The sequence below is a fragment of the Phenylobacterium sp. genome (assembly GCF_030681155.1).
Classification (GTDB): Bacteria; Pseudomonadota; Alphaproteobacteria; order Caulobacterales; family Caulobacteraceae; genus Phenylobacterium.
The window spans coordinates 1-21,969 of the sequence record NZ_JAUXXE010000022.1; the positions used below are offsets into that span (position 1 = coordinate 1).

Annotated in this window: 27 protein-coding genes; 18 read left to right on the forward strand and 9 right to left on the reverse strand. The window is 65.7% G+C overall.

Going from position 1 to position 21,969, the window contains the following annotated elements; genetic code table 11:
- A partial coding sequence (locus tag Q8M13_RS05010) for a hypothetical protein (RefSeq protein ID WP_305298606.1) occupies positions 1-491 on the forward strand: 491 nt, incomplete at its 5' end.
- A 95-nt stretch (positions 492-586) separates the two neighbouring features.
- Here Q8M13_RS05010 and Q8M13_RS05015 read toward each other — a convergent pair.
- The gene (locus tag Q8M13_RS05015; RefSeq protein WP_305298608.1) at positions 587-1,015 is read right to left on the reverse strand and encodes a helix-turn-helix domain-containing protein; all 429 of its coding nucleotides are present in this window, start codon (positions 1,013-1,015) and stop codon (positions 587-589) included.
- 539 nt (positions 1,016-1,554) lie between these two features.
- Here Q8M13_RS05015 and Q8M13_RS05020 point away from each other — a divergent pair.
- Positions 1,555-1,797, forward strand: a complete 243-nt coding sequence (locus Q8M13_RS05020) for a hypothetical protein (protein ID WP_305298609.1) — start codon at positions 1,555-1,557, stop codon at positions 1,795-1,797.
- Positions 1,798-1,966: 169 nt separating this feature from the next.
- Here the strand turns inward: Q8M13_RS05020 and Q8M13_RS05025 are convergent, their stop codons facing one another.
- From Q8M13_RS05025 to Q8M13_RS05040, 4 genes are read right to left on the reverse strand one after another with little or no spacing between them, the layout of a single operon-like run.
- Positions 1,967-2,542 (reverse strand): hemerythrin domain-containing protein, encoded by a 576-nt coding sequence (locus Q8M13_RS05025; protein ID WP_305298610.1) that lies wholly within the window; start codon positions 2,540-2,542, stop codon positions 1,967-1,969.
- Positions 2,543-2,591: 49 nt separating this feature from the next.
- Entirely contained in the window at positions 2,592-4,760 is a 2,169-nt protein-coding gene (locus tag Q8M13_RS05030) for a catalase (RefSeq protein WP_305298612.1), read from the reverse strand.
- A gap of 46 nt (positions 4,761-4,806) precedes the next feature.
- On the reverse strand, positions 4,807-5,310 hold the full coding sequence (locus Q8M13_RS05035; protein WP_305298613.1) for a hemerythrin domain-containing protein: 504 nt from the start codon (positions 5,308-5,310) through the stop codon (positions 4,807-4,809).
- A 55-nt stretch (positions 5,311-5,365) separates the two neighbouring features.
- Positions 5,366-6,295, reverse strand: a complete 930-nt coding sequence (locus Q8M13_RS05040) for an iron-containing redox enzyme family protein (RefSeq protein ID WP_305298615.1) — start codon at positions 6,293-6,295, stop codon at positions 5,366-5,368.
- Positions 6,296-6,534: 239 nt separating this feature from the next.
- On the opposite strand from Q8M13_RS05040, the gene Q8M13_RS05045 reads away from it, so the two are divergent.
- The 14 genes from Q8M13_RS05045 to Q8M13_RS05110 all read left to right on the forward strand — a co-directional run bounded on the left by Q8M13_RS05045 (position 6,535) and on the right by Q8M13_RS05110 (position 18,201).
- On the forward strand, positions 6,535-6,708 hold the full coding sequence (locus Q8M13_RS05045; RefSeq protein WP_305298616.1) for a hypothetical protein: 174 nt from the start codon (positions 6,535-6,537) through the stop codon (positions 6,706-6,708).
- Positions 6,709-6,730: 22 nt separating this feature from the next.
- Positions 6,731-7,720 (forward strand): ATP-dependent DNA ligase, encoded by a 990-nt coding sequence (locus tag Q8M13_RS05050; RefSeq protein WP_305298617.1) that lies wholly within the window; start codon positions 6,731-6,733, stop codon positions 7,718-7,720.
- 77 nt (positions 7,721-7,797) lie between these two features.
- A complete protein-coding gene (locus tag Q8M13_RS05055) occupies positions 7,798-8,409 on the forward strand; it encodes a DUF4142 domain-containing protein (RefSeq protein ID WP_305298618.1) in 612 nt (203 codons plus the stop codon).
- Between the two features lie 802 nt (positions 8,410-9,211).
- A complete protein-coding gene (locus tag Q8M13_RS05060) occupies positions 9,212-9,412 on the forward strand; it encodes a helix-turn-helix transcriptional regulator (protein WP_305298620.1) in 201 nt (66 codons plus the stop codon).
- Between the two features lie 112 nt (positions 9,413-9,524).
- Positions 9,525-9,875, forward strand: coding sequence for a TrbC/VirB2 family protein (locus Q8M13_RS05065; protein ID WP_305298621.1), 351 nt, complete (start codon positions 9,525-9,527; stop codon positions 9,873-9,875).
- Complete coding sequence (locus tag Q8M13_RS05070) at positions 9,876-10,133, forward strand: VirB3 family type IV secretion system protein (protein WP_305298623.1); 258 nt, start codon at positions 9,876-9,878, stop codon at positions 10,131-10,133.
- Between the two features lie 9 nt (positions 10,134-10,142).
- The gene (trbE, locus tag Q8M13_RS05075; protein ID WP_305298624.1) at positions 10,143-12,596 is read left to right on the forward strand and encodes a conjugal transfer protein TrbE; all 2,454 of its coding nucleotides are present in this window, start codon (positions 10,143-10,145) and stop codon (positions 12,594-12,596) included.
- Positions 12,593-12,868, forward strand: coding sequence for a hypothetical protein (locus Q8M13_RS05080; protein ID WP_305298625.1), 276 nt, complete (start codon positions 12,593-12,595; stop codon positions 12,866-12,868). The genes trbE and Q8M13_RS05080 overlap by 4 nt, the downstream gene beginning before the upstream one ends.
- Complete coding sequence (locus Q8M13_RS05085) at positions 12,858-13,571, forward strand: conjugal transfer protein TrbJ (RefSeq protein WP_305298626.1); 714 nt, start codon at positions 12,858-12,860, stop codon at positions 13,569-13,571. Before Q8M13_RS05080 ends, Q8M13_RS05085 begins: the two co-directional genes overlap by 11 nt.
- A 280-nt stretch (positions 13,572-13,851) precedes the next feature.
- Positions 13,852-14,928, forward strand: a complete 1,077-nt coding sequence (gene trbL / locus Q8M13_RS05090; RefSeq protein ID WP_305298707.1) for a P-type conjugative transfer protein TrbL — start codon at positions 13,852-13,854, stop codon at positions 14,926-14,928.
- Between the two features lie 18 nt (positions 14,929-14,946).
- On the forward strand, positions 14,947-15,633 hold the full coding sequence (gene trbF, locus Q8M13_RS05095; protein ID WP_305298627.1) for a conjugal transfer protein TrbF: 687 nt from the start codon (positions 14,947-14,949) through the stop codon (positions 15,631-15,633).
- Complete coding sequence (gene trbG, locus Q8M13_RS05100; protein WP_305298628.1) at positions 15,630-16,613, forward strand: P-type conjugative transfer protein TrbG; 984 nt, start codon at positions 15,630-15,632, stop codon at positions 16,611-16,613. Before trbF ends, trbG begins: the two co-directional genes overlap by 4 nt.
- Positions 16,610-17,737 (forward strand): TrbI/VirB10 family protein, encoded by a 1,128-nt coding sequence (locus Q8M13_RS05105; protein ID WP_305298630.1) that lies wholly within the window; start codon positions 16,610-16,612, stop codon positions 17,735-17,737. The genes trbG and Q8M13_RS05105 overlap by 4 nt, the downstream gene beginning before the upstream one ends.
- A gap of 140 nt (positions 17,738-17,877) precedes the next feature.
- A complete protein-coding gene (locus tag Q8M13_RS05110; protein ID WP_305298631.1) occupies positions 17,878-18,201 on the forward strand; it encodes a hypothetical protein in 324 nt (107 codons plus the stop codon).
- Positions 18,202-18,279: 78 nt separating this feature from the next.
- Here the strand turns inward: Q8M13_RS05110 and Q8M13_RS05115 are convergent, their stop codons facing one another.
- The 4 genes from Q8M13_RS05115 to Q8M13_RS05130 all read right to left on the reverse strand — a co-directional run bounded on the left by Q8M13_RS05115 (position 18,280) and on the right by Q8M13_RS05130 (position 19,991).
- Positions 18,280-18,468 carry a DUF3606 domain-containing protein gene (locus Q8M13_RS05115; protein WP_305298633.1) on the reverse strand — a complete coding sequence of 63 codons (189 nt, stop codon included), beginning with the start codon at positions 18,466-18,468 and terminating at the stop codon, positions 18,280-18,282.
- Positions 18,469-18,956: 488 nt separating this feature from the next.
- Complete coding sequence (locus Q8M13_RS05120; protein ID WP_305298634.1) at positions 18,957-19,211, reverse strand: hypothetical protein; 255 nt, start codon at positions 19,209-19,211, stop codon at positions 18,957-18,959.
- Between the two features lie 174 nt (positions 19,212-19,385).
- Positions 19,386-19,592 carry a hypothetical protein gene (locus Q8M13_RS05125; protein ID WP_305298636.1) on the reverse strand — a complete coding sequence of 69 codons (207 nt, stop codon included), beginning with the start codon at positions 19,590-19,592 and terminating at the stop codon, positions 19,386-19,388.
- Between the two features lie 36 nt (positions 19,593-19,628).
- A complete protein-coding gene (locus tag Q8M13_RS05130; protein ID WP_305298637.1) occupies positions 19,629-19,991 on the reverse strand; it encodes a hypothetical protein in 363 nt (120 codons plus the stop codon).
- Between the two features lie 172 nt (positions 19,992-20,163).
- On the opposite strand from Q8M13_RS05130, the gene Q8M13_RS05135 reads away from it, so the two are divergent.
- Both Q8M13_RS05135 and Q8M13_RS05140 read left to right on the forward strand, forming a co-directional pair.
- The gene (locus Q8M13_RS05135) at positions 20,164-21,129 is read left to right on the forward strand and encodes a mechanosensitive ion channel family protein (RefSeq protein ID WP_305298638.1); all 966 of its coding nucleotides are present in this window, start codon (positions 20,164-20,166) and stop codon (positions 21,127-21,129) included.
- Positions 21,130-21,393: 264 nt separating this feature from the next.
- Positions 21,394-21,969 carry a hypothetical protein gene (locus Q8M13_RS05140; RefSeq protein WP_305298639.1) on the forward strand — a complete coding sequence of 192 codons (576 nt, stop codon included), beginning with the start codon at positions 21,394-21,396 and terminating at the stop codon, positions 21,967-21,969.

The following is a 21,969-nucleotide window of genomic DNA, read 5'->3' on the forward strand; positions in this document are numbered from 1 at the left end:
GCGTGCTGACCAAGCTGGCCGGCGGCCTCTACTATGCGCCCAAACAGACGGCGTTTGGGAAGGCCCCGCCTGAGGACGACACCCTTGTGTCGACCTTCCTCAAGGGCGGCCCGTTCCTGCTGGCGTCGCCCAACGCCTACAATGCCCTTGGGGTTGGCACGACCCAGCTGCACAACAAGACCGTGGTCTATAACCACAAGCGCCACGGCAAATTCACACTCGGCGGCCGCACCTACGATTTTCGCATGAAGCCCGCCTTCCCCAAGAAGCTCACGGCTGAGTTTCTAATGGTCGACCTGGTCAACAACCTCGATCAGCTGGGCGAAAGCGCCAAAGACGTGCTCGAGCGCCTCAAGGCGCGACTGGCCGCCGGTGACCGGGCGCGCGTAAAAAAGGCCGCCCAGTCCTACGGCTCAGAGCGGGCCAAGAAGTTCTTCGCCCGCGCGCTTGCTGAGGTTGGGGCCGAGGTCGGAGCCCAGGATGCCGCGTGATTTCCTGTACAACCATCGCCAGTTCGCCGGTCTGATCCGGATCGTCGCCGAGGCGCAGGGCATCGCGCCGGCTCTCCGCCACGTCCTGGCGATCGTCAGCCGTTCATCGGCTCCGGCGACATTGAGGCGGTGAACCTTCGCGCGGCGCGACCGGGCGCGCCAAGCGTCTCAATCAATCGCGCGATATCGTCGCGAATGGCCGGATCTGCGATGCGATCAAAGGCCATGGCGACGCCGGTCGCTTGCCGTGACGGACCTCCAATTGCATCGATAAGCTCCACTTCGAGGGGGTCTTTCGCGCCTCCAAGAATGAGCGAAAGCCTCACGCCGAGCGTCTTGGCCAGGGCGATCAAGCAGGAGCCGGAGATGCAGGTCGCGCCGCTCTCATATCGCTGAATGTTCTCGCTGCTCACGCCAAGCGCCGAGCCGAGGTCATCCTGCGAGATCTGTTGCATCTCGCGGAGCGCACGAACACGCGCTCCAATCTCGGCGTCGAATTTGTTGGGTGCGCCGGGGGAATCCATAAGCAAGCTCACAATGCTTCGATACTATTTTGGCTTGTAAGGCGGCGGCCGATCCGCCCTCCCCCGAGAGCCGCGATCGCCGCGCACAATGCCATCTGAAGGTGCGGGATTCAACCTGTGGATAGGTTGTGCCTTCCGACGGAGCTCGCCGCGTTGCTAAGAGGAGATTTCCGAGGATCCGGCTTCCAAGTCGCGTCGCCGACCTTGATTGCAGCGAGCTTGTTCGCGCGGGCGAGGCACCTCGATCCTTCGACTGTCTATACCCAGGCGTTGGCTGTGGGCAGCAGGGCCGGTTGGCCGTCCGATAGGCGCGGCGCATGACGATCAGTATTCCGTGAGTGCCAAAGTATGGCGCAAGTAATCACATTCGCCGAACCGCATTCGCGATCGGCTCGCCGCCGCCGAAGGATCGACGGATTCCAACGCGGATTCTGTGAGAAGGATCCGGCTTAGCCATTTGAATAAATAAACCTTTACCGCAGGAACGGCGCGGTCGAGTTGGCGTTTTTCAGGGTAACCAAACCTGAGTGGAGAACATGATGACCGAGAACACCAATACTGGCGGCGAAAGTGATCGTGCGCAGGATCAACAGCAAAATAATCCGCAGCAGAACGCCCAAAATCAGCAAAATCAGCAAGGCGAGCCGAGAGACGCCAACAACGGCGGCGAGGGCGAGCGGATTGATACTGATGGCGATGGTCGTACGCCCGATCCGAACGACACCAGTCCGACGGACAACGGTGGGCGTGGACAGGCAGATCCGGGCCGCCAACAACCGTAGCTGGCGCACCTATCGCGCAAAGAGGGCCGGATTCCCCGGCCCTCTTTTTTTGGGGTTCTCTCACCCCGAGATTTCTCACAACTCGTACTGGGCCGGCCTCTCCGTCGCCTAAGCCAAGGAGACGGGAAGCCTCGCCAAGCCGCTCCGCGCCTCAACAGCGCCGGGCGTCTCAGACAGCGGACTGGCGCGCGCCCGCGGAAGGCTGCTGCGCATTTCCGTCGATGTAACGGGCGTACTCCTCGCGGTAGCGCGCGGTCGCACGCGATTGAGCATCGGCCGGGGCGTCCTTTTTCATGGCGAGAAACCAGTCGCTCTCTTCCTGGAACACGTGGGTCTTCACCGCGCCCTCCAGGTGACCCAGCTTGTCGATATAGTCCTGGCTCATCGCGTCCATCAGCTCGAGCGCCGCCATCTGCATTTTGGCCGCGGCTTGTTCGCTGTAGGCGGTGTTGGCGTGGCCTTGTTCTCCTGTCTGGGCCAGGGCCGGATAGATCACCGCCTCCTCGGCCATGGAGTGGCCGGTGAGCAGCGTGCCGAGCGTCTTCTCCGCCTTCCGGCGGTCCTCGACCGTGGAGGCGGCTTTCACCGCGGCGAACGCGGCGTCGATGCCTTCGTGGTGGTCGAGAACCAGGGAGAGCCAGTCGCCCGGCTCGGCCGCCTCACGCGCTCTGGCATGAGCTTCAGCGCGCTTCTCATCGGTGACCGGCGGGCTGATGGCCGCGATGGCCCTGTCGAGTATGGACATGATTGCTCCTGGGGGACTGCCTCCTGGGTTGGCCTGGGCCTGGCGCCACCTACGGCGTCAGGCGCACCCAAGCCTCGCGTTCCCAGATCCGCCCGTCCGCGGCTTGAGCGATGAAGGCGTCGATCGAAGCTGTCTCGAACGAGATCAGGCCGCGGTCATTGTCGGGGTTGGCGTCTATCCCGGCCTTGACCAGCATCGGACCGATGGTCGGCAGGTAGCCGATCACCTTCAGGTGTCCGTACGCATCCCGAAGGAAATTGACCGCTTCGGCCGAGAGCGTGAGCGCCGCCGCCCCTTCGAGAGACGGGGCCAGCACAACCGCGTCGAACAGGACCGAAGGACCGCCCTCGATCTTATGATCGGCGGCGAGCAGCTCGCCCGCGGAGGTGACGACGCCGCCGACCGTCGGCGCGATGATCTGGAATTTAGCGCCCGCGGCGGTCACCGCGGCCTGTAGCTTCCCAATCAGCTCTCCGTCGCAACCGTCGCTGACAAGGCAGCCGATCTTGCGGCCCTGCAAGGTCGCCACGGCCTTCGCCAGGATGCTGAGCATCGGCGAAGGCTCCATCTGCCGGGCCTCGACCGGCGCCACGGCCGGCACGATCGCCTTGCGCATCCCCAGGCCGGCGGCGACGCGGAGCGCGAGGTTTTCGTCGACATGCACGAGCCTGGCCAACATCGCCTCGCGCACCGGAGGATTGATGCACTTGGAAAGCTCGAAGACCAGGGCCGAGACAATGTGGTTCTGCTCGGGCGCGGTCTGGCTGGCGAGGAACATGCGCGCTTGGGTGTAGTGGTCGGCGAAGCTCTCGGGCCTCACCCGCAGCTGCTCTCCGGCCTCGCTGGCGGGGAAGGTTCGATAGCCGTTTTCGGCGGACTCGCGGGCGATGTCGGCGCCAAGGCTGGAAGGCTCGTAGTTCACCTGCCCCTTCGGGACGCCCATCTGCATGTGGCCGTCGCGTTGGAGATTGTGGAACGGGCACTTGGGCTGGTTGATCGGGATCTGATGGAAGTTAGGCCCGCCCAGGCGCTTTAGCTGGGTGTCCAGATAGGAGAAGAGCCGTCCCTGAAGCAGGGGATCATTGGTGAAGTCGATGCCTGGGACCACGTTGGCGGCGCAGAACGCAACCTGCTCAGTCTCAGCGAAGAAATTGTCGGGGTTGCGATCGAGCACCATCCGGCCGACGACCCGCAGAGGGATGATCTCTTCGGGAATGACCTTGGTCGGGTCGAGCACGTCGAAGTCGAAGCTGTCGGCCTGCTCCTGGGTGAAGGTCTGCAGGCAGAACTCCCACTCCGGGAAATCCCCGCCTTCGATGGCTTCCCAAAGGTCGCGACGGTGAAAGTCGGGATCGGCGCCGTTGATCTTGACCGCCTCGTCCCAAACAACCGACTGCATGCCGAGCTTAGGTCGCCAGTGGAACTTCACGAAGGTGGAGGCGCCGTCGGCGTTCACCAGGCGGAAGGTGTGGACGCCGAAGCCCTCCATCATCCGATAGCTCCGCGGGATCGCTCGATCGGACATGATCCACATGATCATGTGCAGGCTTTCCGGCGTGAGAGAGATGTAGTCCCAGAACGTGTCGTGGGCGGTCTGCGCCTGGGGGAACTCCCGGTCGGGATCCTGCTTGGCGGCGTGGATCAGGTCTGGAAACTTGATGGCGTCCTGGATGAAGAACACCGGGATGTTGTTGCCGACGAGATCGAAATTGCCTTCCTGAGTGTAGAATTTCACCGCAAAGCCCCGCACGTCGCGGGCCACATCGAATGATCCCTTATTGCCCGCGACCGTCGAAAACCGGGTGAACACCGGCGTTCGCTCGCCGACCCGCTGCAGGAAGGCCGCGCTGGTGATGTCGGCGCAGGACTCCAGGCATTCGAAGAACCCGTGAGCGGCCGAGCCTCGCGCATGGACCACGCGCTCGGGAATGCGCTCATGGTCGAAGTGCATGATCTTTTCACGCAGGATGAAGTCCTGCAGCAAAACCGGCCCGCGGGCGCCGGCCTTCAGCGAGTTCTGATTGTCGCTGATCGGCACGCCCTGATTTGTGGTGAGCTGTTCGTTTGCTGACTGGGCCTGTTGATGCAATTCCCCGCCGTCGCCCGCCGGGATGGCGGCCTGCGTCGCGGGTGTTTGGCCCTCGGTCTTCAGCCGGGCGGCTTTCGGGTCGGCGGGTTGAGATGTCTCTGGAACGGCGGCGGTCGGGGACTTGGCCATTTCGGCTCCGGGGGCGTGAGGAAATTGGAAAAGGTCTTGGGCCTGGCTAGGCGTCGCCAGGCGAGAGCTGCTTGAGAAGCTCGGCCTTCCGTGCGGCCAGCTTCGCGCCGATCTCATCGAGGTTGATCTTGGCGTCGCGCACCTTGGGGAAGAGCACCCCCTCCTCCTCCTCCACGTGGTGGCGGACTTGCTCGCCCAGCACCGTCACCCGCGCGTCGTAGAGAGGCTGGCCTGGAGCCATCGCCTCGATCTGCACAATCAGGGTCTTGGCGCCCATATGCTCGACGAGCGCCTCATCGAGCAGATCGGTGTCGCCGGTCTTGGCGCGCGCCTGCGGATAGAAGATCTCTTCCTCGATCTGAGCGTGCACCTTCAGGGCCAGGCAGATCTGAGCGGCGAGCGCTTTCTTGTCAGCGTCGTTCGAGAGGCCCTCATAAGCTTCGAAAAGGCGTTCCACCTCGCGGTGGTCGGCCTCCAGGAGGGCGATTGCGTCCTGGCCGCTCGCCTTGGGCGCGCGGGTCTTGGTCTTGGCCTGTGCAGCTTTCGCCATGAAAATTTCTCTGCTGGTGGGTGGAATTCGACAGATCTGCGGCGCTTGCCCGAACCTATTCCGCCGCCATTCTGAACGGCGCGGCGGCCCACAGGTGCGAGCGATAGGCTTCGAAGCACTGAAGTCCGCAGTTCAGTCGGATCAAGGCGCCCTCGGCCAGGAAGCGCGCGCGCGAAGGGTCTTCGGCGACCAGCGGGCGCAGGACATTGGCGATCCAGTCCTCGGCGTGTTTGACGTCGAGGGCCGCGTGCAGCTCGAAGTACTTGCGAACGGCCACAGGCGTCTGCAGGCGCTTCAGTCCTTGCGCCACGCGCGACACCCGCGTCGGGGCGGTCAGTTCGACAACCCCAAGCGCGCCAATAGCGTGCCAGGCGTAGCGGCGCGTCGTGGAGAAGGCGGTCAGGGTGTTCGCCAGCGCCAGCGACTGCCAGACGGTGCCTTCGATCGTCGGGGTGAGCTCAAGCGCCTGCACGGCGCGATCAAGCATCGGACCGTGCATCCCGCCTTCGTTTCCCCGGCCCATCTCGTCCCAGTAGTTGCGGGCCAGTTCCAGCTTAGCGGTGGTCGGCGCCTTGACCTGCGCCAGGGCCACGAGATCGTCGAAACCGGCCTCGCCGGCGGCTTCCTGAGTCAGGAACCACTTCATGTCCTCAAGCTGGGCCTGAGTGGCCAACCAGTCGAACAGCGGATCGCCCTGGCCTGGCCCGGCCTGCTTGAGAGCCTCGAACCAAGCGATGAACCCCTCGACGTCGGAAGGCGCGGCGGCCACCTCGGCGGCGACCTGTTCACGAAGATTTTCCACCCAGACGCCCTCGAGCCAGCGCATGCGGGCGTCTTCCCTCAAGTCCGCCTCCCAATTGGGGCTCGGAGCTGAAGGCGCCAGGCGGCGATGGTTCCACTGCGCCAGGTCCTGGTGAAGTCCAACGGGATCGCAGATGGCGGGCGCCGTATAGATCTGGGTCGCCTGGTCGCTAGCTTGGGTCATCACTTGGCCTCCATTGCCCACGCCCAACGTGCCGCCCAACAGCGGGTTTCAATGTCGGAGTTCCGACCGAAACCTGGTCGGATGGACGCCAGAAACGGGCCGCGGCCCATGCCTACAGACCGCGCGCCAGCCGGACCGCTCACCGTATCGCCGAGCGCCACTCAGGGCGCGGAACCGGCCGGCCGTTTCCGCGCTTTGCTCTGAAATCAGCTGCAGAGCTGCCCGCGAAAGGAGACACCATGACCCCAATGACCGCTTCATCTCCCTCGCCTCGAAACGACGAGAGGGCCGAGAGCCCATCGCGCCCACGCCAGCGAAAGTTCAGCGAAATCGTCGAGGGCGTGCGTCGCCAGCGCGAACACCTGCGGATGCTCGACGGCGCGGACCCGCTCAGAGGCGGCGTGGCCGACTAGGCGCCGCGCCCCCAGCGAAGGCATGGCCACGCCTCCGACCCCCTTGATCTCAGCGCAGGCCATGGAAGCCCGCGCCGCCGACCAACTGCCTACCGACCCGGGTTGGTGGTTTGAACCCAAGTGGGATGGGTTTCGTTGCCTGGCGTTTGGCCAGGGCGGCGAGGTGAGTTTACGCGCCAAGTCCGGCAAATCGCTCACACGGTATTTTCCTGAAGTGGTCGCCTTGCTGGAAGCGATCGGCGAGCCGCAATTTGTTCTCGACGGCGAACTGTTGATAGCGATCGCCGGCAGGTTTTCGTTCGAGGCCCTGCAAATGCGGTTGCACCCCGCGCAGAGCCGCATCCAGCGACTGTCCGCGGAGACGCCGGCGCAGCTGGCGGTGTTCGACATGCTGCAGGCGCCCGACGGCGCGGACCTGCGCGCCCTCCCCCATCGACGCCGTCACCAGGCGCTTGAGGCGTTCGTCAAGCGTCGCGCCCGTCCGGGCCTGTGCCTTACGCCCGGAACCGAGGATCTGGCGACCGCTCAAGGATGGCTGGACGAGGGCAAGCTTGAGGGGATCGTCGCAAAGCGGCGCGATGAACCCTACGCCGAGGGTGAGCGGGCGATGATCAAGGTCAAGCGCCGCCGCACGGCTGACTGCGTCGTGGGCGGCTTTCGCTACGGCAAGGATAACAAGCTGGTCGGCTCGCTGCTGCTGGGGCTCTACGACGACGCGGGGCGACTGAACCATGTGGGGTTCACATCGGGCTTGGCCGGCGTCGACAAGAGCGAGCTTACTCGCCGGCTTGAGGACCTGGCGGGCGGGCCGGGTTTCACCGGGGATGCGCCCGGGGGGCCAAGTCGCTGGTCCACCGAGCGCTCCAACACATGGACGCCGTTGAAGCCGGACATGGTGGTCGAAGTGTCCTTCGATCACGTGTCCGCGGGACGGCTGCGTCACGGCGCCAAGCTCGTTCGCTTTCGTCCGGACAAGGCGCCGCGCCAGTGCCAGATGGATCAGATCGCCTAGGGGCTGCGACGACAGAGGGGAACTGCAGAAGCTCCGCCTCGTTTCGCAGGGGTCTCAACCTGGGGAGCTAAATCCAAATGATCCGCACAGCCCTTATCGCGACCGTCGCCGTGCTGGCCTTGGCCGCCTGCCAAAAGAAGGACGAAACGGCGTCGGCCGCCGATCCTGGCACCTCGAACAGCGCCGTGAACGCGGTCCAAGACGCGACCTCCGCCGCCGTCGGCGCCACTTCGGCCGCGACGGTCGGCCAGGTTTCGACCGACGCCTTCATCACCAACGCCGCGATCAGCGACATGTACGAAATTGAAGCCGGCAAGATCGCGCAGGCCAAGAGTCCCACCAAGGCGGTGAAGGACTTCGGCAAGATGATGGTCCTCGACCACACCGCGATGTCGTCGGAGATGAAGCCGTTGATCGTGGCCGCCGGTAAGACCGCGCCGACGGGTCTGGACGAGCGCCGCAAAGGCCTTATCGACAATCTTAACGCGACCCCCGCCGCGGACTTCGACAAGGTGTATCTCGGCCAACAGGAAGCTGCGCATGGCGAGGCGCTGACGCTGATGAAGGGCTATGCCGACAACGGCGACGACGCCGGATTGAAGGCCGGGGCGGCCAAGGCCGTGCCGAAGATTCAGGCCCACCTGGACCACGTCAAAACCCTGCAGTCCGGCGCTACGCCCGCCCACTGACGCACGCCAATCCGTCATCGCCCGGCGGCTATGGCCACAATCGACACCATCAGCTGGCGACCGCATGTCCCCGTCGGTCGCCAGCTGCGGGCTCGTTCGGCGTGAACGCCGAGCGAGCCTAGCGGTCTTTTCAGACCAGAGCAGACGAGATGGCGCGTGGCGCGCCAATAGACGAACAGACGCCATGACTGATCGCTGCGCTTCGCGAGGCTAGCGAGTGACCTAGGGGAGCAGGCTCGGAATCCATCGGCCGCGGCCTGCTGGTCTATCTGGAACCCGGCTTGACCGGCGGCCGAACATTCACCGAGCAACAGCGGTATAGACGTTCGTAGGCAGACATTTGCTGTGCTTTGCGTGTCGCCTCCTGCGCGCAGTCCATGCGTTCGAATGACCCGGCCGCCCGGGTAGGTCCAGACAGAGGGTCGAGAGAGACTGCGGCCCGAGCACGCCCGGGCGATAGGGGCAGTACTGTATTAATCCCGTAGGGTTTTTGCGGTCTTGCTCAACGGCCAGGTAGCACGGATGGTTGTGTTCCACTCGCATGGGTGGTGGGCGTGCTGGGGCGAGCAGAAGCTCAAAACTCGCGCCTGTCGTACGGGTTCTCATTCCAAAGCAGGCCGTCATGCAATCTTGGCATGACGGAAAAGGAAGTCACGAAGTTCGCTGCAATTCTTGGGAGAGGTCAGACTCCTTTCTCCTCAGATTAGCGGTCTCCGGGGGGCCCGATTGAGCAGGCGGTCGGCGATGCGGAAGGCCAAAGGCCGTCGATCGCGGGCCGCTGAATTTGGCCCTGGAGCCGCTGATGAACGCTAACCTCCTCACCCCGCGCCAGCGCGAAAGCCTTTCTCTCGCCCGCAGCGGCAAGACCTCCCAGCAGATCGGCTGCGCGCTTGGAATTTCACCGCGCACCGTCGATCAATATATCGGCGATGCGTGCAAGCGCCTGGGCGCGCGCAACCGCGCCCAGGCCGTGGCCGAGGCGGTGATGCGCGGCGAGATTTGAGCCGCGCCCGAGAGGGCTAGCTCCGTACTTCTTCGCTCGACGTTTCCTCCGAATTGTCGGGCCTCTCTCGCCCAGGGCAGCATCAGGCAGCTGCAAGGGATCGGGGATCACAATGGCGATGGGACATCATCAGCGGCCGGTTGGCCGTTCGGCTTCAGTGGCGAGGATTGGAATTCTCGTCGTCGCGTTCGCGGCGGTGGCCAGCGGGGCTCATGCCGCTGGCGGCGGGACCGCAATGCCCTGGGATGGTCCCCTACAGACGATCGCCGATTCCATCACCGGGCCGGTGGCCAAGGCGGTCGGGGTCATCGCGATCGCTGTCACCGGGCTCGGCGTGGCCTTCGCCGAGGGAGGATCGTGGGTGCGACGCGGCCTGGGCATAGTGTTTGGCCTGGCGATCGCGTTCACCGCGTCCTCATTCGCGGCGAGCTTTTTCGGGTTCACGGGCGGGGCGGGCTTCTAGATGCCGGTTCCCGGATTTGAGATCCCCCTCCACGGAGCCTTGGCGGAGCCCATAACCATCGCCGGGGCGCCCCGGACCGCGGTCATACTCATCGGCACCCTGACGGCTGTGCTGTCCCTTGGACTGCAGGCCCCTCTGATCGGCGCGCCCCTGGGTGCGGCTCTCTACGGCGCGGCGCTGTGGGCGACCAAGCGCGATCCCTACGCTCTGCAGGTGCTGGCGCGGCATTTGCGCCAGCCTGCGTACTTGAACGGGTGAGCGGTCGCCATGTTGTTCCTGCGGGAGTATCGAGCTCGGTCGGCGAGGTTGTTCGACCATCTGCCCTGGGCGATCATGGTCGCCCCCGGTGTGGTCCTGAATAAGGACGGCTCTTTCCAACAGACGCTGGAGTACAGGGGCCCGGACCTGGCGAGCGCCTCGGAGACGAGCCTGGTCGCCGCGCGAGGACAGCTCAACAACGCTCTGCGCCGCCTGGGCTCGCGCTGGTGCCTCCATTTCGAGGCGGCGCGCGCGCCGTCCCGCTCCTATCCGCTCGCCGCCTATCCAGATCCCGTCAGCCACCTCGTCGATGAGGAACGCCGATCGGTCTTCGAGCGAGTCGCCGCCCATCATGAGAGCCGCTACTACCTGACCTTCACCTATCTTCCGCCCGAGCACGCGATCGGCCGGGCCGAAAGCCTGCTGGTGGAAAACCTTCCGACGGGGCGGGGGGCCGAGGCGCTCTACCGCGCCGCGCTTGAGGACTTTGCCGCGGCGGTGGCGGGCGTGGCCGACATCATGGCCGGCCTGATGGCGGAGGTTCACTTTCTAGACGACGCCGAGACCCTGAGCTTTCTCCACGCCTGTGTCTCGACAAAGCCCCATCGCGTCGAAGCGCCGTCGACGCCGGCCTATCTGGACGCGCTTCTGACCGACGACGACTTCCACGGCGGACTCTATCCCCGGCTGGGCGACCACTATCTGCGCACCCTCTCCATCAGGACCTATCCCGCAAATTCCTGGCCGGGGCTGCTTGATGAGCTGAACCTGCTGGGGACCTCCTATCGTTGGAGCTGCCGGTTCCTGCCGCTCGACAAGGAGGACGCGCGCCGGGCGGTGACAGCGCTGCGCAAGCGCTGGTTCGCCAAGCGCAAGGGCGTCATGGCGCTCTTGAAGGAAGCGGTGACCCATGAGCTGTCGGCGCTGGAGGATCCAGACGCCCTGGTGAAGACCGAGGACGCTGACGCGGCCTTGATGGTGCTTGGCGGCGACGCCGCCAGCCTCGGCTACTTCACCCCCACCCTCACCCTTATGGACACCGACCCCGATCGGCTGGCGATCAAGGCCCGTGAAGCCGAAGCCGTGATCAATCGGGCCGGCTTCGTGGCCAAGACCGAGGATGTGAACGCGGTCGAAGCCTGGCTCGGAGGATTGCCCGGCCAGGCCTACGCAGATCTGCGCCGGCCCTTGGTCAGCACCCTGAACCTTTGCGACATGCTGCCGTTATCGGCGGTCTGGCCGGGGCCTCTCGAAAACGCCCACCTCTCGACCGAATGCGCCAAGCGCGGCCATCGCGGGACTCAGCCGGCGCTGATGCATGCGAGCACGGGCGGGTCGACGCCTTTCCGGCTCGATCTCCATCAGGGGGATGTCGGCCACACGATGATTGTCGGCCCGACGGGATCGGGCAAGTCGGTCCTGATCAACACCCTGGCGCTTCAGTGGCTGCGATATCCAGACGCCCAGGTGGTGATGTCCGACAAGGGTCGCAGCGCTCGGGCGCCGACCTTGCTGGTCGGCGGGCGTCACTATGACCTCGGCGCCGAGCACAGCGAGCTCGCTTTTCAACCGCTCGCCGACATCGACAGTCCCGATCAGCGCGCCTGGGCCCAGGATTGGGTCATCGATCTTCTGAACGCCGAGCACCTGACGGTCACCGCCAGTGTGAAGGAGGAACTGTGGTCGGCGTTGTGCAACCTCGCCGCCGGCCCTGTCGCCCAGCGCACCCTCACCATGCTCTCGGCCACCGTCCAGGATCAGGCGGTCAAGGCCGCCCTGGCCCCATATGGACTCGGCGGCCCGTATGGAAGCCTGCTCGACGCCGCCGCGGACACCCTGACCGACGCAGACTGGCAGGCCTTTGAGATGGGGCGACTGATGGCGAGCCCCAGAGCAGTCGCGCCGGTCCTGACCTATCTCTTCCGAAACCTGGAACGTCGGTTCGACGGCCGCCCGACCCTCCTGATCCTGGATGAAGCCTGGCTGTTCCTGGAATCGACCACCTTCGCCCGCAAGATCCGCGAGTGGCTCAAGACCCTTCGCAAGCTCAATGTCAGCGTGGTCTTCGCCACCCAGAGCCTGGCCGACATCGACGAGTCTTCGATTTCCGCGGCCCTGATAGAGGGATGTCCAACCTCCATCTTCCTGCCCAATCCCGACGCCCAGAGCCCGCGGATCGCGGACTTCTACCGTCGCTTCGGGCTCAGCGATCGCCAGATTGAAATCCTCGCCGGCGCGGCGCCCAAGCACGACTACTACTATCGGAGCGCGGGCGGCGACCGGCTCTTTGAGCTCGCCCTGGGACCCGTCGCGCTCGCCGTTGTCGCCTCGGCCTCGCCCGGCGATCAGGCGCTGATGGACCAGCTGTTGCGCAGCGAGGGACCGAGCGGGTTCGCGGCTGGTTTTTTCCGCGCCAAGCAATTGCCGGAAGTCGCCGACTACATCGCCGAGGCTCGGGCGTGAGCCCCGCCCGTCAAGCGCGCGCCTGGGCCAAGCGCCTGTTGGTATCGCCCCGCAAGAGGCGGCGTCTGACCTTGGTCGGCGCGATGTCGCCGGGCGTCTTGATCGTCGCATTGGCGCCGCAGGTTTCGCAGGACCCCGCATGGCTTGGCCTGGGGCTGCTTCTTTCGATCGGGCCGTTGATCGGGCGTCGCCTCTTCGAGCCGCGCCTTCCCGCCATGGAGGCTCAAGGCTCCCCGGTCGCCGGCGTGGAGGATCAATCCAATGGCCTTTGATCGACGCAAGTTCCTGCTCGCCGGTGCGATGGCCCTCGTCGCCGCCTCGTCCGGCTTGCCGGTCGAGGCTCAAGTGGCGGTCTATGACGCCGCCGCGGTGGCCCAGGCTCTACGGCAGGTGTCGCAGGGATTGCAGCAGATCCAGGCCCTGAAGGATCAGTTGACCCAACAGGCCCAGATGATCGCCAGGCTTGGCGTCGATGTGACCGGCCCCTTGGGCCAGATCGTTTCGGAGGCGACCGGCCTACTGCAACAGGCTCAGGGGCTCGGCTACCAGGCGGCTGATCTCACCAAGGCCTTCGCCGCCATGTATCCCGATGACTTATCGAAGATGTCGGCGAGCAACATCGCCGCGCGGCTCGCCGCCTGGAGCCAGGCGAGCCGCCAGACCCTGCAAGAGGCGATGCAGGTGCAGAGCCAGATCGCCCAGGCCCAGCCCGCGACCGCGGGCGCCGTTAGCGCGGCGGTCACGGCCAGCCAGAATGCTGCGGGTCAGACCGCCGCGGTCCAGGCCACCAACCAGCTCCTGGCCGTGCTCTCCACCCAGTTCATGCAGCTCCAGACCCTGCTCATCACCCAGGCCCGCCAGGGCGAGACGGCAGAAGCCGAGAGGAGAGCGCTGGTGGCTAAGGCCGAGGCTGATCGTCAACGCAACTCAGTCGTGACCCGCCCGCCCCGTCGGTTCACGAAGGAGACCCTCTAGTGATTTTGCGGTTGGTCTTCGTTTCGCTGTGCGGCTTGCTCGGCAGTTGCGGGCCGTCAGCCTCAGATGCCGGGCGGGCTCATGAAACCCGCATAAGTGACGCCGAGGCGCAGGCCCTGGTGGAACGTGCGCAGGAAGCTCGAGAGCGCAACTCTAAGGTCACCCGGCCAAAGCGCCGTTTCACCGACGAGAGCCTCTGAGCATGGCCACGGCCTCTCCCGCCGCGATCGATGAATTCCTGGACCGATTTACGACCTAAGTCGGAAGCGGTTTCGGGCTGATCCAGGGTGATGTGCAGGGGGTTTTTGCCACCCTGATGGTGATCAGTATCGGACTGTCGGCGCTGCTCTGGGCGCTAGACGACGGCCACAACGTGCCCGCCGCATTGATCCGCAAAATCCTACTCTTCGGCTTCTTTGCGTGGCTGATAACCGGCTGGCGTTCCCTGAGCTTGACCGTCGTCAATGGGTTCGCGGCGCTCGGTCTGAAGGCCGGCGGCGGCGGACTTGGTCTCGCCGATCTGATGCAAGCGCCGTCGACGATTGTGTCCGACGGCCTGTCCGTGGCCTTCGAACTCCTCAAGTACATCGGCCGTCTGTCGGGTGAGGGGTTGGGCACCGGCTTCTTCACTCACTTCGACGCCATCCTGGTCGCCGCTATCGCGGCGGTCGGCATCATGCTGGCCTTCCTGATCCTGGCGGTCGAAATCGCCATCACGATCATCGAGTTTCACATCGTCACCCTCATCGCCTTCGTGACGGTGCCGTTCGGAATCCTCACCCAGACCGCCTTTCTGTCCGAGCGGGCGATCGGCTACGTCGTCTCGGCGGGACTGAAATTGATGGCGCTCGCGCTCATCGTTTCGATCGGTGAGAGCGTGTTCACCAGCTACACCGTCTCCGCCGATCCCACCTGGGAGGAGGCCTGCGGCCTGCTGCTCGCGGCTCTGGTGATGGTCATGCTGGCGCTCAAGATTCCGAGCATCGCCGCGGCCTTGATCACCGGCGGTCCTCAATTGAGCACCGGTTCGGCGGTCTCCGGCGCCGCGGGTCTGGCCGCCGCGGTCGGCGGCGTGGCGCTCGCCGGGCGGATGGCCGGACTGGGCGGCGCCGGCGTCAAGGCAAGCGCCGCTTTGCAGGCCTCCAATCCTTCTCCCTCCGGTTCGGCCGCCTCCAGCGCCGGCGGCGGGCCCGGCCGCTCGCCGGGTCCGGCCGGCGGACCAGGCGTCGCCGGCTATCGCCGCGCCCCAGTCGCAAGCCTCGTGGCCCAGGCGCGGGCCTCGTTTCGCCCCGGGTCCGGCGCGGCCCCGACCAACCCCAAACCCCCTGGCGGTCCTCCACGCGAGGACGGCGCCTGATCCATCGAGGAGGCCCCAATGTTCAACGCCTTCCGGCGTCGGCAGGACCGCTATGGCGATTCAACGCCAATCGAGACGCCCTACCAGCGCGCCGCCCAGGCCTGGGATGACCGGTTAGGCTCGGCGCGCGTTCAGGCGCGCAACTGGCGAATGATGGCCTTCGCCTGCGCGGGCCTGGCGGCGGTGGCGATCGGCGGGCTGATCTACGCCCAGCAGAATACGAAGATCGCGACCTATATCGTGCCCGTCGATCGTTATGGCCGGCCAGGGCGGATCGAGGCGGCTGATCGCATCTACGCGCCCGCCGACGCTGAGAAGGGCTATTTCGTCGCCGACTTCGTCCAGCTGATCCGTTCCAAGAGCACCGATCCGGTCGTGTTGCGGCAGAACTGGCTCAAGGCTTATGGCTTCGTCGGCGGCGACGCCCAGGCGATGTTGAACCGGCACGCCCGGGAGAACGACCCCTTCGCGCGGCTGGGTCAGCAGGCGGTGACGGTGGAGATCGTCTCGGTCCTGCCGCGCGGCGGCGACAGCTACCAGGTGCAGTGGCGCGAGACGACGTTCGAGCACGGCGTCGCCGGCCCGCCGACCCGCTGGACCGGGCTGTTCACCACCACCCTGCGCCAGCCGCGCACCGAGGAACAGCTGCGCGCCAACCCGCTCGGCCTTCTCATCACCTCGTTTCAATGGAGCCGCGAACTGTGAGCCGCCTGCTTGCCGTCAGCCTGGCGATCGGTCTCTGCGTGACCGCGCCGGCTTCATCTCAAACGCGCGCTCAGGCGCCGGCGTCTGCGTCCGCGCCTGGCCCGGCGCCGCCAGCCGCGGGCGCTCCGCTGCGAGCTGCTCCCAAGCCGGTCACCATTGCGGCGCCCGCCGCGCCCAAGCCGCGGCCGTCGGGCCGCCGCGGCCCCGGCGCCATTCAGGCGCTCGACACCATCGATCGCGCCAACGCCCAGGCGCGCGATTGGCCAAGTCCAGGCTCCTACGTCAATTCGGCGATCTACTATGATTACGAGCCGGGCCGGATCTACACGATCCAGACCAGTCCTCGGTTCCTGACCACCATCGCCCTGCGGCCGGGCGAGCGGCTGATATCCAAGGCCGCGGGCGACACCGTTCGTTGGGTGCTGGGGGAGACACAGGCCGGCGCCGGAGCGGGGGAGCAGGTCATTATCTTCGTCAAGCCCATCCGGCCGGACCTGCGCACCAACATAGTGCTGACGACCGATCAGCGGACCTATTTGCTGGACGCGGTGAGCAGCGCCAGCCCCACCTTCACCAGCGTGCTGAGCTGGAATTATCCACAGGAACAGGCCCTGGCGGCCGCCGCCCAGCGCGCGGCTCACCTCGCCGCGGAGGCCAAGCCGGCCGGCGGCGAGGTCCTGCTCGATCACCTCGACTTCAACTACCGCATCGACCTGATCAGGGGCAGGTCGCCTCGCTGGCTGCCGCTCCGGGCGTTCGACGACGGCGCCAAGACCTTCATCGCCTTTCCGCCGGACCTGGCGACGTCCGAGGCCCCGCCACTGTTCCTTGTCGGCGCGGAAGGACAGGCCGAGTTGGTGAACTATCGCCTGCAAGGCGGGCACTATGTGGTCGATCGGCTGATCGAGCGCGCCGAGCTGCGGCTGGGCGAAAAGCGGCAGACCATCGTGCGGATCACGCGCACCCGAGCGCGCTCATGAGCGACCGCGCTCCCAAGTCTCGCGCCGTCGGCCTGCTGGCGGCGCCGCAGCGACCGATCGCGCGCTACCGGCCGTGGGTTATCGCCCTTGCCTTGGGGGGCGTGTTGCTGCTGGTCGGGCTCGGCTTCATGGTCGGATTGCGCCCGAAGACCCAGACGGCCGCGGAGCCCGCGCCGCCGCCCGAGGTGGAGAACGCCGCGGCGGCCGCCGATCTGGATCGGCGCCTGCCCTCGACCTATGACGATCCGCTGGCCCTGCGCTCAGCCGAGAGGGTCGAGGCCCCGGTCGCCGAAGGGGCGGCGCAGCAGGCGCCGCCCACGCCCGCCGCAGGTCCGGCTCCGGAGCAGACGCGCCGGCTCGAAGAAGTCCGCGCCGCCAACGCCTCCGCGCTGTTCTTTGGCGGTCCGGTCGCGGCGTTGACGCCGGCTGCGCAGCCGGACTTGCCGCGGGTCGAGGCGAGCGCTCCGGAGCTTGAGGGACGGAGCGCGAAGGAACGCTTCATCGCCAGGGCCGCGGCCGAGCAGCACCTGTCGCCGCATCTGGTGACCCCTCCGTTGTCCGCCTTCGAGATCAAGGCCGGAACCCTGATCTCAGCGGCCCTGGTGACGGGGCTGAGTTCGGATCTGCCGGGGCCGGTGATCGCACAGGTCACCGAGCCGGTGTTCGATCACGCGACCGGCCGGCGCATCCTCATTCCGCAGGGAGCCCGCCTGATCGGGCGTTATGACAGCCAGGTGAGCCATGGCCAGGATCGAGCCTTGGTGGTCTGGACCCGGATCGTCTTCCCCGATGGCCGCAGCTTGAGCATCGGGGCCATGAGCGGCGCCGACGCGGCCGGCGCGGTCGGCCTCGCCGATCAGGTGGACGACCATCTGCCCAGGCTTGCACGCGCGATCGGGCTTTCGACGCTGATTTCCATCGGCGGCGCGGCGGCTCAAAACAGCCTGGCCCGCAGTTCCGATAACCTCGTCCTGCAAGACGCCGCGGGCGGCGTGGCGGCGAGCGCCAGCCAGACAGGTCAACGTGTCGTCGAGCGCGACCTGCAAAGAGCGCCGACCCTGAGGGTCCGGTCCGGCTGGCCTTTGAAAATCATCGTCGACAAGGACCTCCTGTTTATCGCCTGAGCCGGCGGCGCATCGACTTGCGCCCCGAGCAGCGCGACGATATGTTCTTGGTTCGTTCTCGCAAGGCTAGAGCGTGGGCCCAAAGCCTCGGCCTCGTCTGCTAAGGGCGCTAGACCAAGTTTCATCATCGCAGGTCGCCGATGACGCCGAGCCCTGACCTTCCGATACACAAGATCGACCTGAGCCAGGCCAAGCTCGAAGACGCCCGGCGGTTTCCCGGATGCGTACTCATGCTGGGTTGCGAAATCTGCGGATGGGTCAAGGGCTATGACGTCGCCAAGATCATCAGCCGCCTCTACGAGTTACGCGACGGAGGATTTCAGACTCCGGTGGCCGATGTCGCGCGCTCGGTGAAGCACCTCTGTCCAAAGTGCCGGGGCAGGCACTGGAGCACCCACCTCGCATATCCCGCCCATGTCACCGAGCGCGAGAGCAGACGCTTGGCGAACCAGTACCGAAACTAGTCTCTGTCAGTTGGATAGCCATCGGGGTCGCAGCCGAGTCCCCCTCGCACGCCTGAGCCTCGGAGCTATAAGCGGGCGCTAAGATGAGCGAAGCCGAGCGGCCGCCGCATCCAGGGTCGCGCGGTCATTTCCGTGGTCTCGGATCAGCTTCTCGGCTTCGGCGACGCTCAGACCGTGCTTCTCGGCGAAGTACTTCACCTCGTAGGGTTCTTCGCCGGAGACGCGGCTTCGATCGGGCTCGCCGCGGTTATTCTTATCGTCCGCCATGTGTCCTCCGTGACCCGCAGGTCCCGCCTGGACACTCATCGAGACGGGACCTTTGGACTTCCGCCGACGGGCTCATGCCGGCGCCCTTTCAACGACCGCCGGGACCTGCCGTTCCCTTTCAGGGCTCGTCTGGTCATCGTCCGGCGATGTCGACGATGAAAAGCGTCCCGATCAGCATCGCGGCGAAGCCTATCGCCACCGAGCCCAAATAACGCAGCTTGGATTCAGCCCGGCGTTGGCGACTTCGCGCTCGCTGACATCGGTTCTGCACGCGTCGCAGTCGAGCGTCCGCGTCCGCACCTTCAGAGCGTTGATTGCGATCAGGTCGGTCCATCATCTCCAACCAACTCCCCCGTCCAGTATCGGGCCTGGACGGGGGCTCTTGGGGGACTGCGCCAGCAACGGACTGGCTGAGCTATGGGACGTTGAATTCTATTGGTCGTCTGTCGGACGCCCGACCCTCTGCGCAATTCGCTCGAAGAATGAGCTCAAGAACGCCGGGCCTCGCGCTTGCCCTTCTCGGTGAGCTGGTACTCAAACGCGCGCTCTCCACTCAGGTCGTATCGGTCGCTTCTGATGCGACTGAGCCGAAGATATCCATCGATGCAGAGCCGCTCCAGCTGATGGAAATCCTCGCGGCCGCCGCCCAGCTTAGCGTCGCCCCGGTGGGTGACATGCTTGACGCCGCCGTCCGCCAGAGCCTTGGCGAGGCGGGCGCGTTGGGGGGTGGAAAGGTTCGCCATGGTTGCAGTCGAACGGCGCCGGCGCCCGTCAGTTCCGCGCAGGGTCGCTGACGCTCGATGCGCTTGCCGAGGGCGGCCGGGCGTTTCTTTTTGCTTCAACGCCAAGGGTCAGCCTGAGCCCCGAAGTGGCCCCGAGCATGCGCCGGCGCGCAGACTTTCGGCTGTGGGGTCAGGTCATTGGGGACCGATGTCCAGACCATCTGGTCCGTCGGTGACGTCGTTTCCCAACGGATCGCGAGGACCAGGCAGTTCGGGGATATCCCCGTCCGGCGCCTCATCGGGAAGCTCGGGCTTGGGCGGGTTGTCCTCGTTGGGGTCTGGGAGAATCTCGGGGTCTGGCATGGGGATCCTTTGCAAGGTGTGCGGGGCTGAACGCTTCATGGCGACGGCCGATCCTGTGGAAAGACTGCGGTCGCCTCAACAATCGGGCTCATGAACGCAAGGGGAACGCCCCGCAGATCTCTTAGTCAGTGCTGCGAACCAATCGGCATACGGGGTTGTGCGCGCCATATGGCGGTTCAGATCTGCGGCGCCATCCGTCCACCAGACGGGGCCGCGTTCGCCCAGGGCCCGCTTGAAATGATCCACCTGCCGATGCGCCTGGTCTTCAGTATCGAGGTCGCCAGCCAACTTCGCCGACCGAACCGCGCGCCGCGCAGACATCAAGCCCTTCACCAGCGTCAGGCGCTGATCTTCGGGCAATTCAGGGTTCGCCATCCGCCACAGACGTCCACGGACGACAAAGTAGCGACCATCCGGGGTGACAGGGTGCTGGGTCATACGCTCAGAAGGCTTCCAAACCCGCGCCGTTCCGCTCCAGGCGATTAGACAACTCCATTTTTGAGGTGGGCCGTAGCCTATGGGCCCGTCGTTCTTGGCGGGAGACTTCCCGCCGCCGGACGAACCAAGTGAGGCCTGCGCCGTTGTGTCTGCCCGTCGTCGGAGCATCACGATGTCGACACCCCTCGCCCCCTCCCCCGCTGTTAGCGAGTCCCTGGCGCTCGCGTTCTCGGGCGACCAGGTCATGCTTGGCGACCTCGCCGCCGTCGCCGTCGCCTTCTCAGTGCGAGTGCTGGTCGCGGGCCTAATCCTCGCGGTCACCCTTTGGGCGGCCAAGCGCCTTGCTCGCGCCGCCGAGCACGGGGTCGAGAAGATCCACCGTCACCACCCCGCCGACCGAACGCTCGCAACATTCACCGCAGCCTTGGTGCGCTATCTCATTGTCGCGATCGGCCTGATCGCGGTGCTTCAGCAGCTCGGCGTGCAGGCGACATCGGTCTTGGCCGTGCTGGGGGCCGCCTCTCTCGCGATCGGGCTGGCGCTCCAAGGCACGCTCGGAAACGTGGCCGCCGGCGTCATGATCTTGCTGCAGCGTCCCTACCGGGTGGGGGACAAGGTCGAGCTCAATGGTCGCCAGGGCGTGGTCACGGGCGTTGATCTCTTCAACACCAAGCTTCTCGACTACGATGGGCTCACCCTCTACCAGCCCAACGGCAAGATTTTCGGCGAGCTGATCGTCAACATCACCGAGGCCGGCCGCCGCCGGATCGAGCTTACGGTTGGCGTCGATTACGACGACGACCTCGACCTCGCCCTGGCGCTCATGACCGAGATCGCGGCGGGCGATAGCCGCGTACTCGCTGAGCCGAAGCCATGGGCCAGGGTGACCGCTCTCGCCGACAGCGCCGTTAGCGTCACTTTGCGGTGCTGGGCCACGTCCGATGATTGGATGAACACCCGCTTCGACCTGCTCAAGGCCATCAAGGAACGCTTTGAAGCTCGCGGGCTCAGCTTCCCCTATCCGCATCAAGTATCCGTCGAGCGCTCTTCATCAGAGGCGCCGCAAGACCGGCAAAGTACGCCCGCTCTATCCTCCCGCTCGCCGGTGGGCGGGGCCGGGCCGGTGGAGGCGGGCTAGCCAGCTCGGCCGGAAAGCCGCTTTTCGGCGCCTCGCGGATCGCTTCTGGAGATCCAGCTAAGCGGGCCTTTTCGCTCCGCCAAAAATCAGAAACTCCGAAGCCTGGCCTTAGGAACCCAAACCCCTGTTATCGCTTGAGACCTCCGTCAGTTTGGAGCCGTGCGCATGAATAGCATCATCTACCTCGTCGGACTTGTGGTGGTCGTGCTCGTGATCCTCTCGTTCCTGGGCTTGGCCTAGGAATTCCCCCATCGGAGCAGTCAAATGTCGAGTTATCCTGAAAGCGGCTTGGGCGGGGTCCCCTCATCTGGGCCAGAACGTGAACCGGCCCCCAGTCCGGTCGCCCAAGCGCGTGAGAAGCTAGGAGAAGCCGGCGCGGCCGTGCGCGGCGAGGCCGCGCATTTCGCCGAGCGAACGCGCGAAGAGGTCGCCAGCCAGATCGAGACCAAGACCGAAACGGTGACGGACGCGCTCAGCGTATTCGCCGACGCGATCCGTAAGGCGGGCGACGAGCTTAGCGGACAAGATCAGACCTACGCCGCCAAACTCGCGAGCCAAGCAGCCGATGGCCTGCAGTCGTTCACGCGCAACCTTGCCAGCAAAAGCCCCGAGGACATGCTCCACGCGGCGCGCGACCTGGGGCGTACCAATCCCACGGCCTTGTTCGCCGGCGCAATCCTCGCTGGCGTAGCGATTGGACGCTTCGCGCGCAGTTCGGCCGAGCACGGCCAGAGCAAAAGCAGTTCGCAGCCGGCCGACAGCTCGCAGACTGGAGAAGCCTTGAGGGCCTCCGATAGCGGCGCGCCTCAATCTGGCGCCGCCTTCAACGGGGAGATCTAA

Bases quoted from the DNA above. Each gene is read 5' to 3' on its own strand.
- Q8M13_RS05060 (WP_305298620.1), top strand. From the start codon at position 9,212: ATGAACGCTAACCTCCTCACCCCGCGCCAGCGCGAAAGCCTTTCTCTC.
- Q8M13_RS05110 (WP_305298631.1), top strand. From the start codon at position 17,878: ATGACGCCGAGCCCTGACCTTCCGATACACAAGATCGACCTGAGCCAG.
- Q8M13_RS05035 (WP_305298613.1), bottom strand. From the start codon at position 5,310: ATGGCGAAAGCTGCACAGGCCAAGACCAAGACCCGCGCGCCCAAGGCG.
- Q8M13_RS05140 (WP_305298639.1), top strand. From the start codon at position 21,394: ATGTCGAGTTATCCTGAAAGCGGCTTGGGCGGGGTCCCCTCATCTGGG.
- Q8M13_RS05120 (WP_305298634.1), bottom strand. From the start codon at position 19,211: ATGGCGAACCTTTCCACCCCCCAACGCGCCCGCCTCGCCAAGGCTCTG.
- Q8M13_RS05045 (WP_305298616.1), top strand. From the start codon at position 6,535: ATGACCCCAATGACCGCTTCATCTCCCTCGCCTCGAAACGACGAGAGG.
- Q8M13_RS05030 (WP_305298612.1), bottom strand. From the start codon at position 4,760: ATGGCCAAGTCCCCGACCGCCGCCGTTCCAGAGACATCTCAACCCGCC.
- Q8M13_RS05020 (WP_305298609.1), top strand. From the start codon at position 1,555: ATGACCGAGAACACCAATACTGGCGGCGAAAGTGATCGTGCGCAGGAT.
- Q8M13_RS05125 (WP_305298636.1), bottom strand. From the start codon at position 19,592: ATGAAGCGTTCAGCCCCGCACACCTTGCAAAGGATCCCCATGCCAGAC.
- Q8M13_RS05040 (WP_305298615.1), bottom strand. From the start codon at position 6,295: ATGACCCAAGCTAGCGACCAGGCGACCCAGATCTATACGGCGCCCGCC.
- Q8M13_RS05055 (WP_305298618.1), top strand. From the start codon at position 7,798: ATGATCCGCACAGCCCTTATCGCGACCGTCGCCGTGCTGGCCTTGGCC.
- Q8M13_RS05065 (WP_305298621.1), top strand. From the start codon at position 9,525: ATGGCGATGGGACATCATCAGCGGCCGGTTGGCCGTTCGGCTTCAGTG.
- trbE (WP_305298624.1), top strand. From the start codon at position 10,143: ATGTTGTTCCTGCGGGAGTATCGAGCTCGGTCGGCGAGGTTGTTCGAC.
- Q8M13_RS05085 (WP_305298626.1), top strand. From the start codon at position 12,858: ATGGCCTTTGATCGACGCAAGTTCCTGCTCGCCGGTGCGATGGCCCTC.
- Q8M13_RS05025 (WP_305298610.1), bottom strand. From the start codon at position 2,542: ATGTCCATACTCGACAGGGCCATCGCGGCCATCAGCCCGCCGGTCACC.
- Q8M13_RS05130 (WP_305298637.1), bottom strand. From the start codon at position 19,991: ATGACCCAGCACCCTGTCACCCCGGATGGTCGCTACTTTGTCGTCCGT.
- Q8M13_RS05105 (WP_305298630.1), top strand. From the start codon at position 16,610: ATGAGCGACCGCGCTCCCAAGTCTCGCGCCGTCGGCCTGCTGGCGGCG.
- Q8M13_RS05115 (WP_305298633.1), bottom strand. From the start codon at position 18,468: ATGGCGGACGATAAGAATAACCGCGGCGAGCCCGATCGAAGCCGCGTC.
- Q8M13_RS05015 (WP_305298608.1), bottom strand. From the start codon at position 1,015: ATGGATTCCCCCGGCGCACCCAACAAATTCGACGCCGAGATTGGAGCG.
- trbF (WP_305298627.1), top strand. From the start codon at position 14,947: ATGTTCAACGCCTTCCGGCGTCGGCAGGACCGCTATGGCGATTCAACG.
- Q8M13_RS05135 (WP_305298638.1), top strand. From the start codon at position 20,164: ATGTCGACACCCCTCGCCCCCTCCCCCGCTGTTAGCGAGTCCCTGGCG.
- Q8M13_RS05050 (WP_305298617.1), top strand. From the start codon at position 6,731: ATGGCCACGCCTCCGACCCCCTTGATCTCAGCGCAGGCCATGGAAGCC.
- Q8M13_RS05070 (WP_305298623.1), top strand. From the start codon at position 9,876: ATGCCGGTTCCCGGATTTGAGATCCCCCTCCACGGAGCCTTGGCGGAG.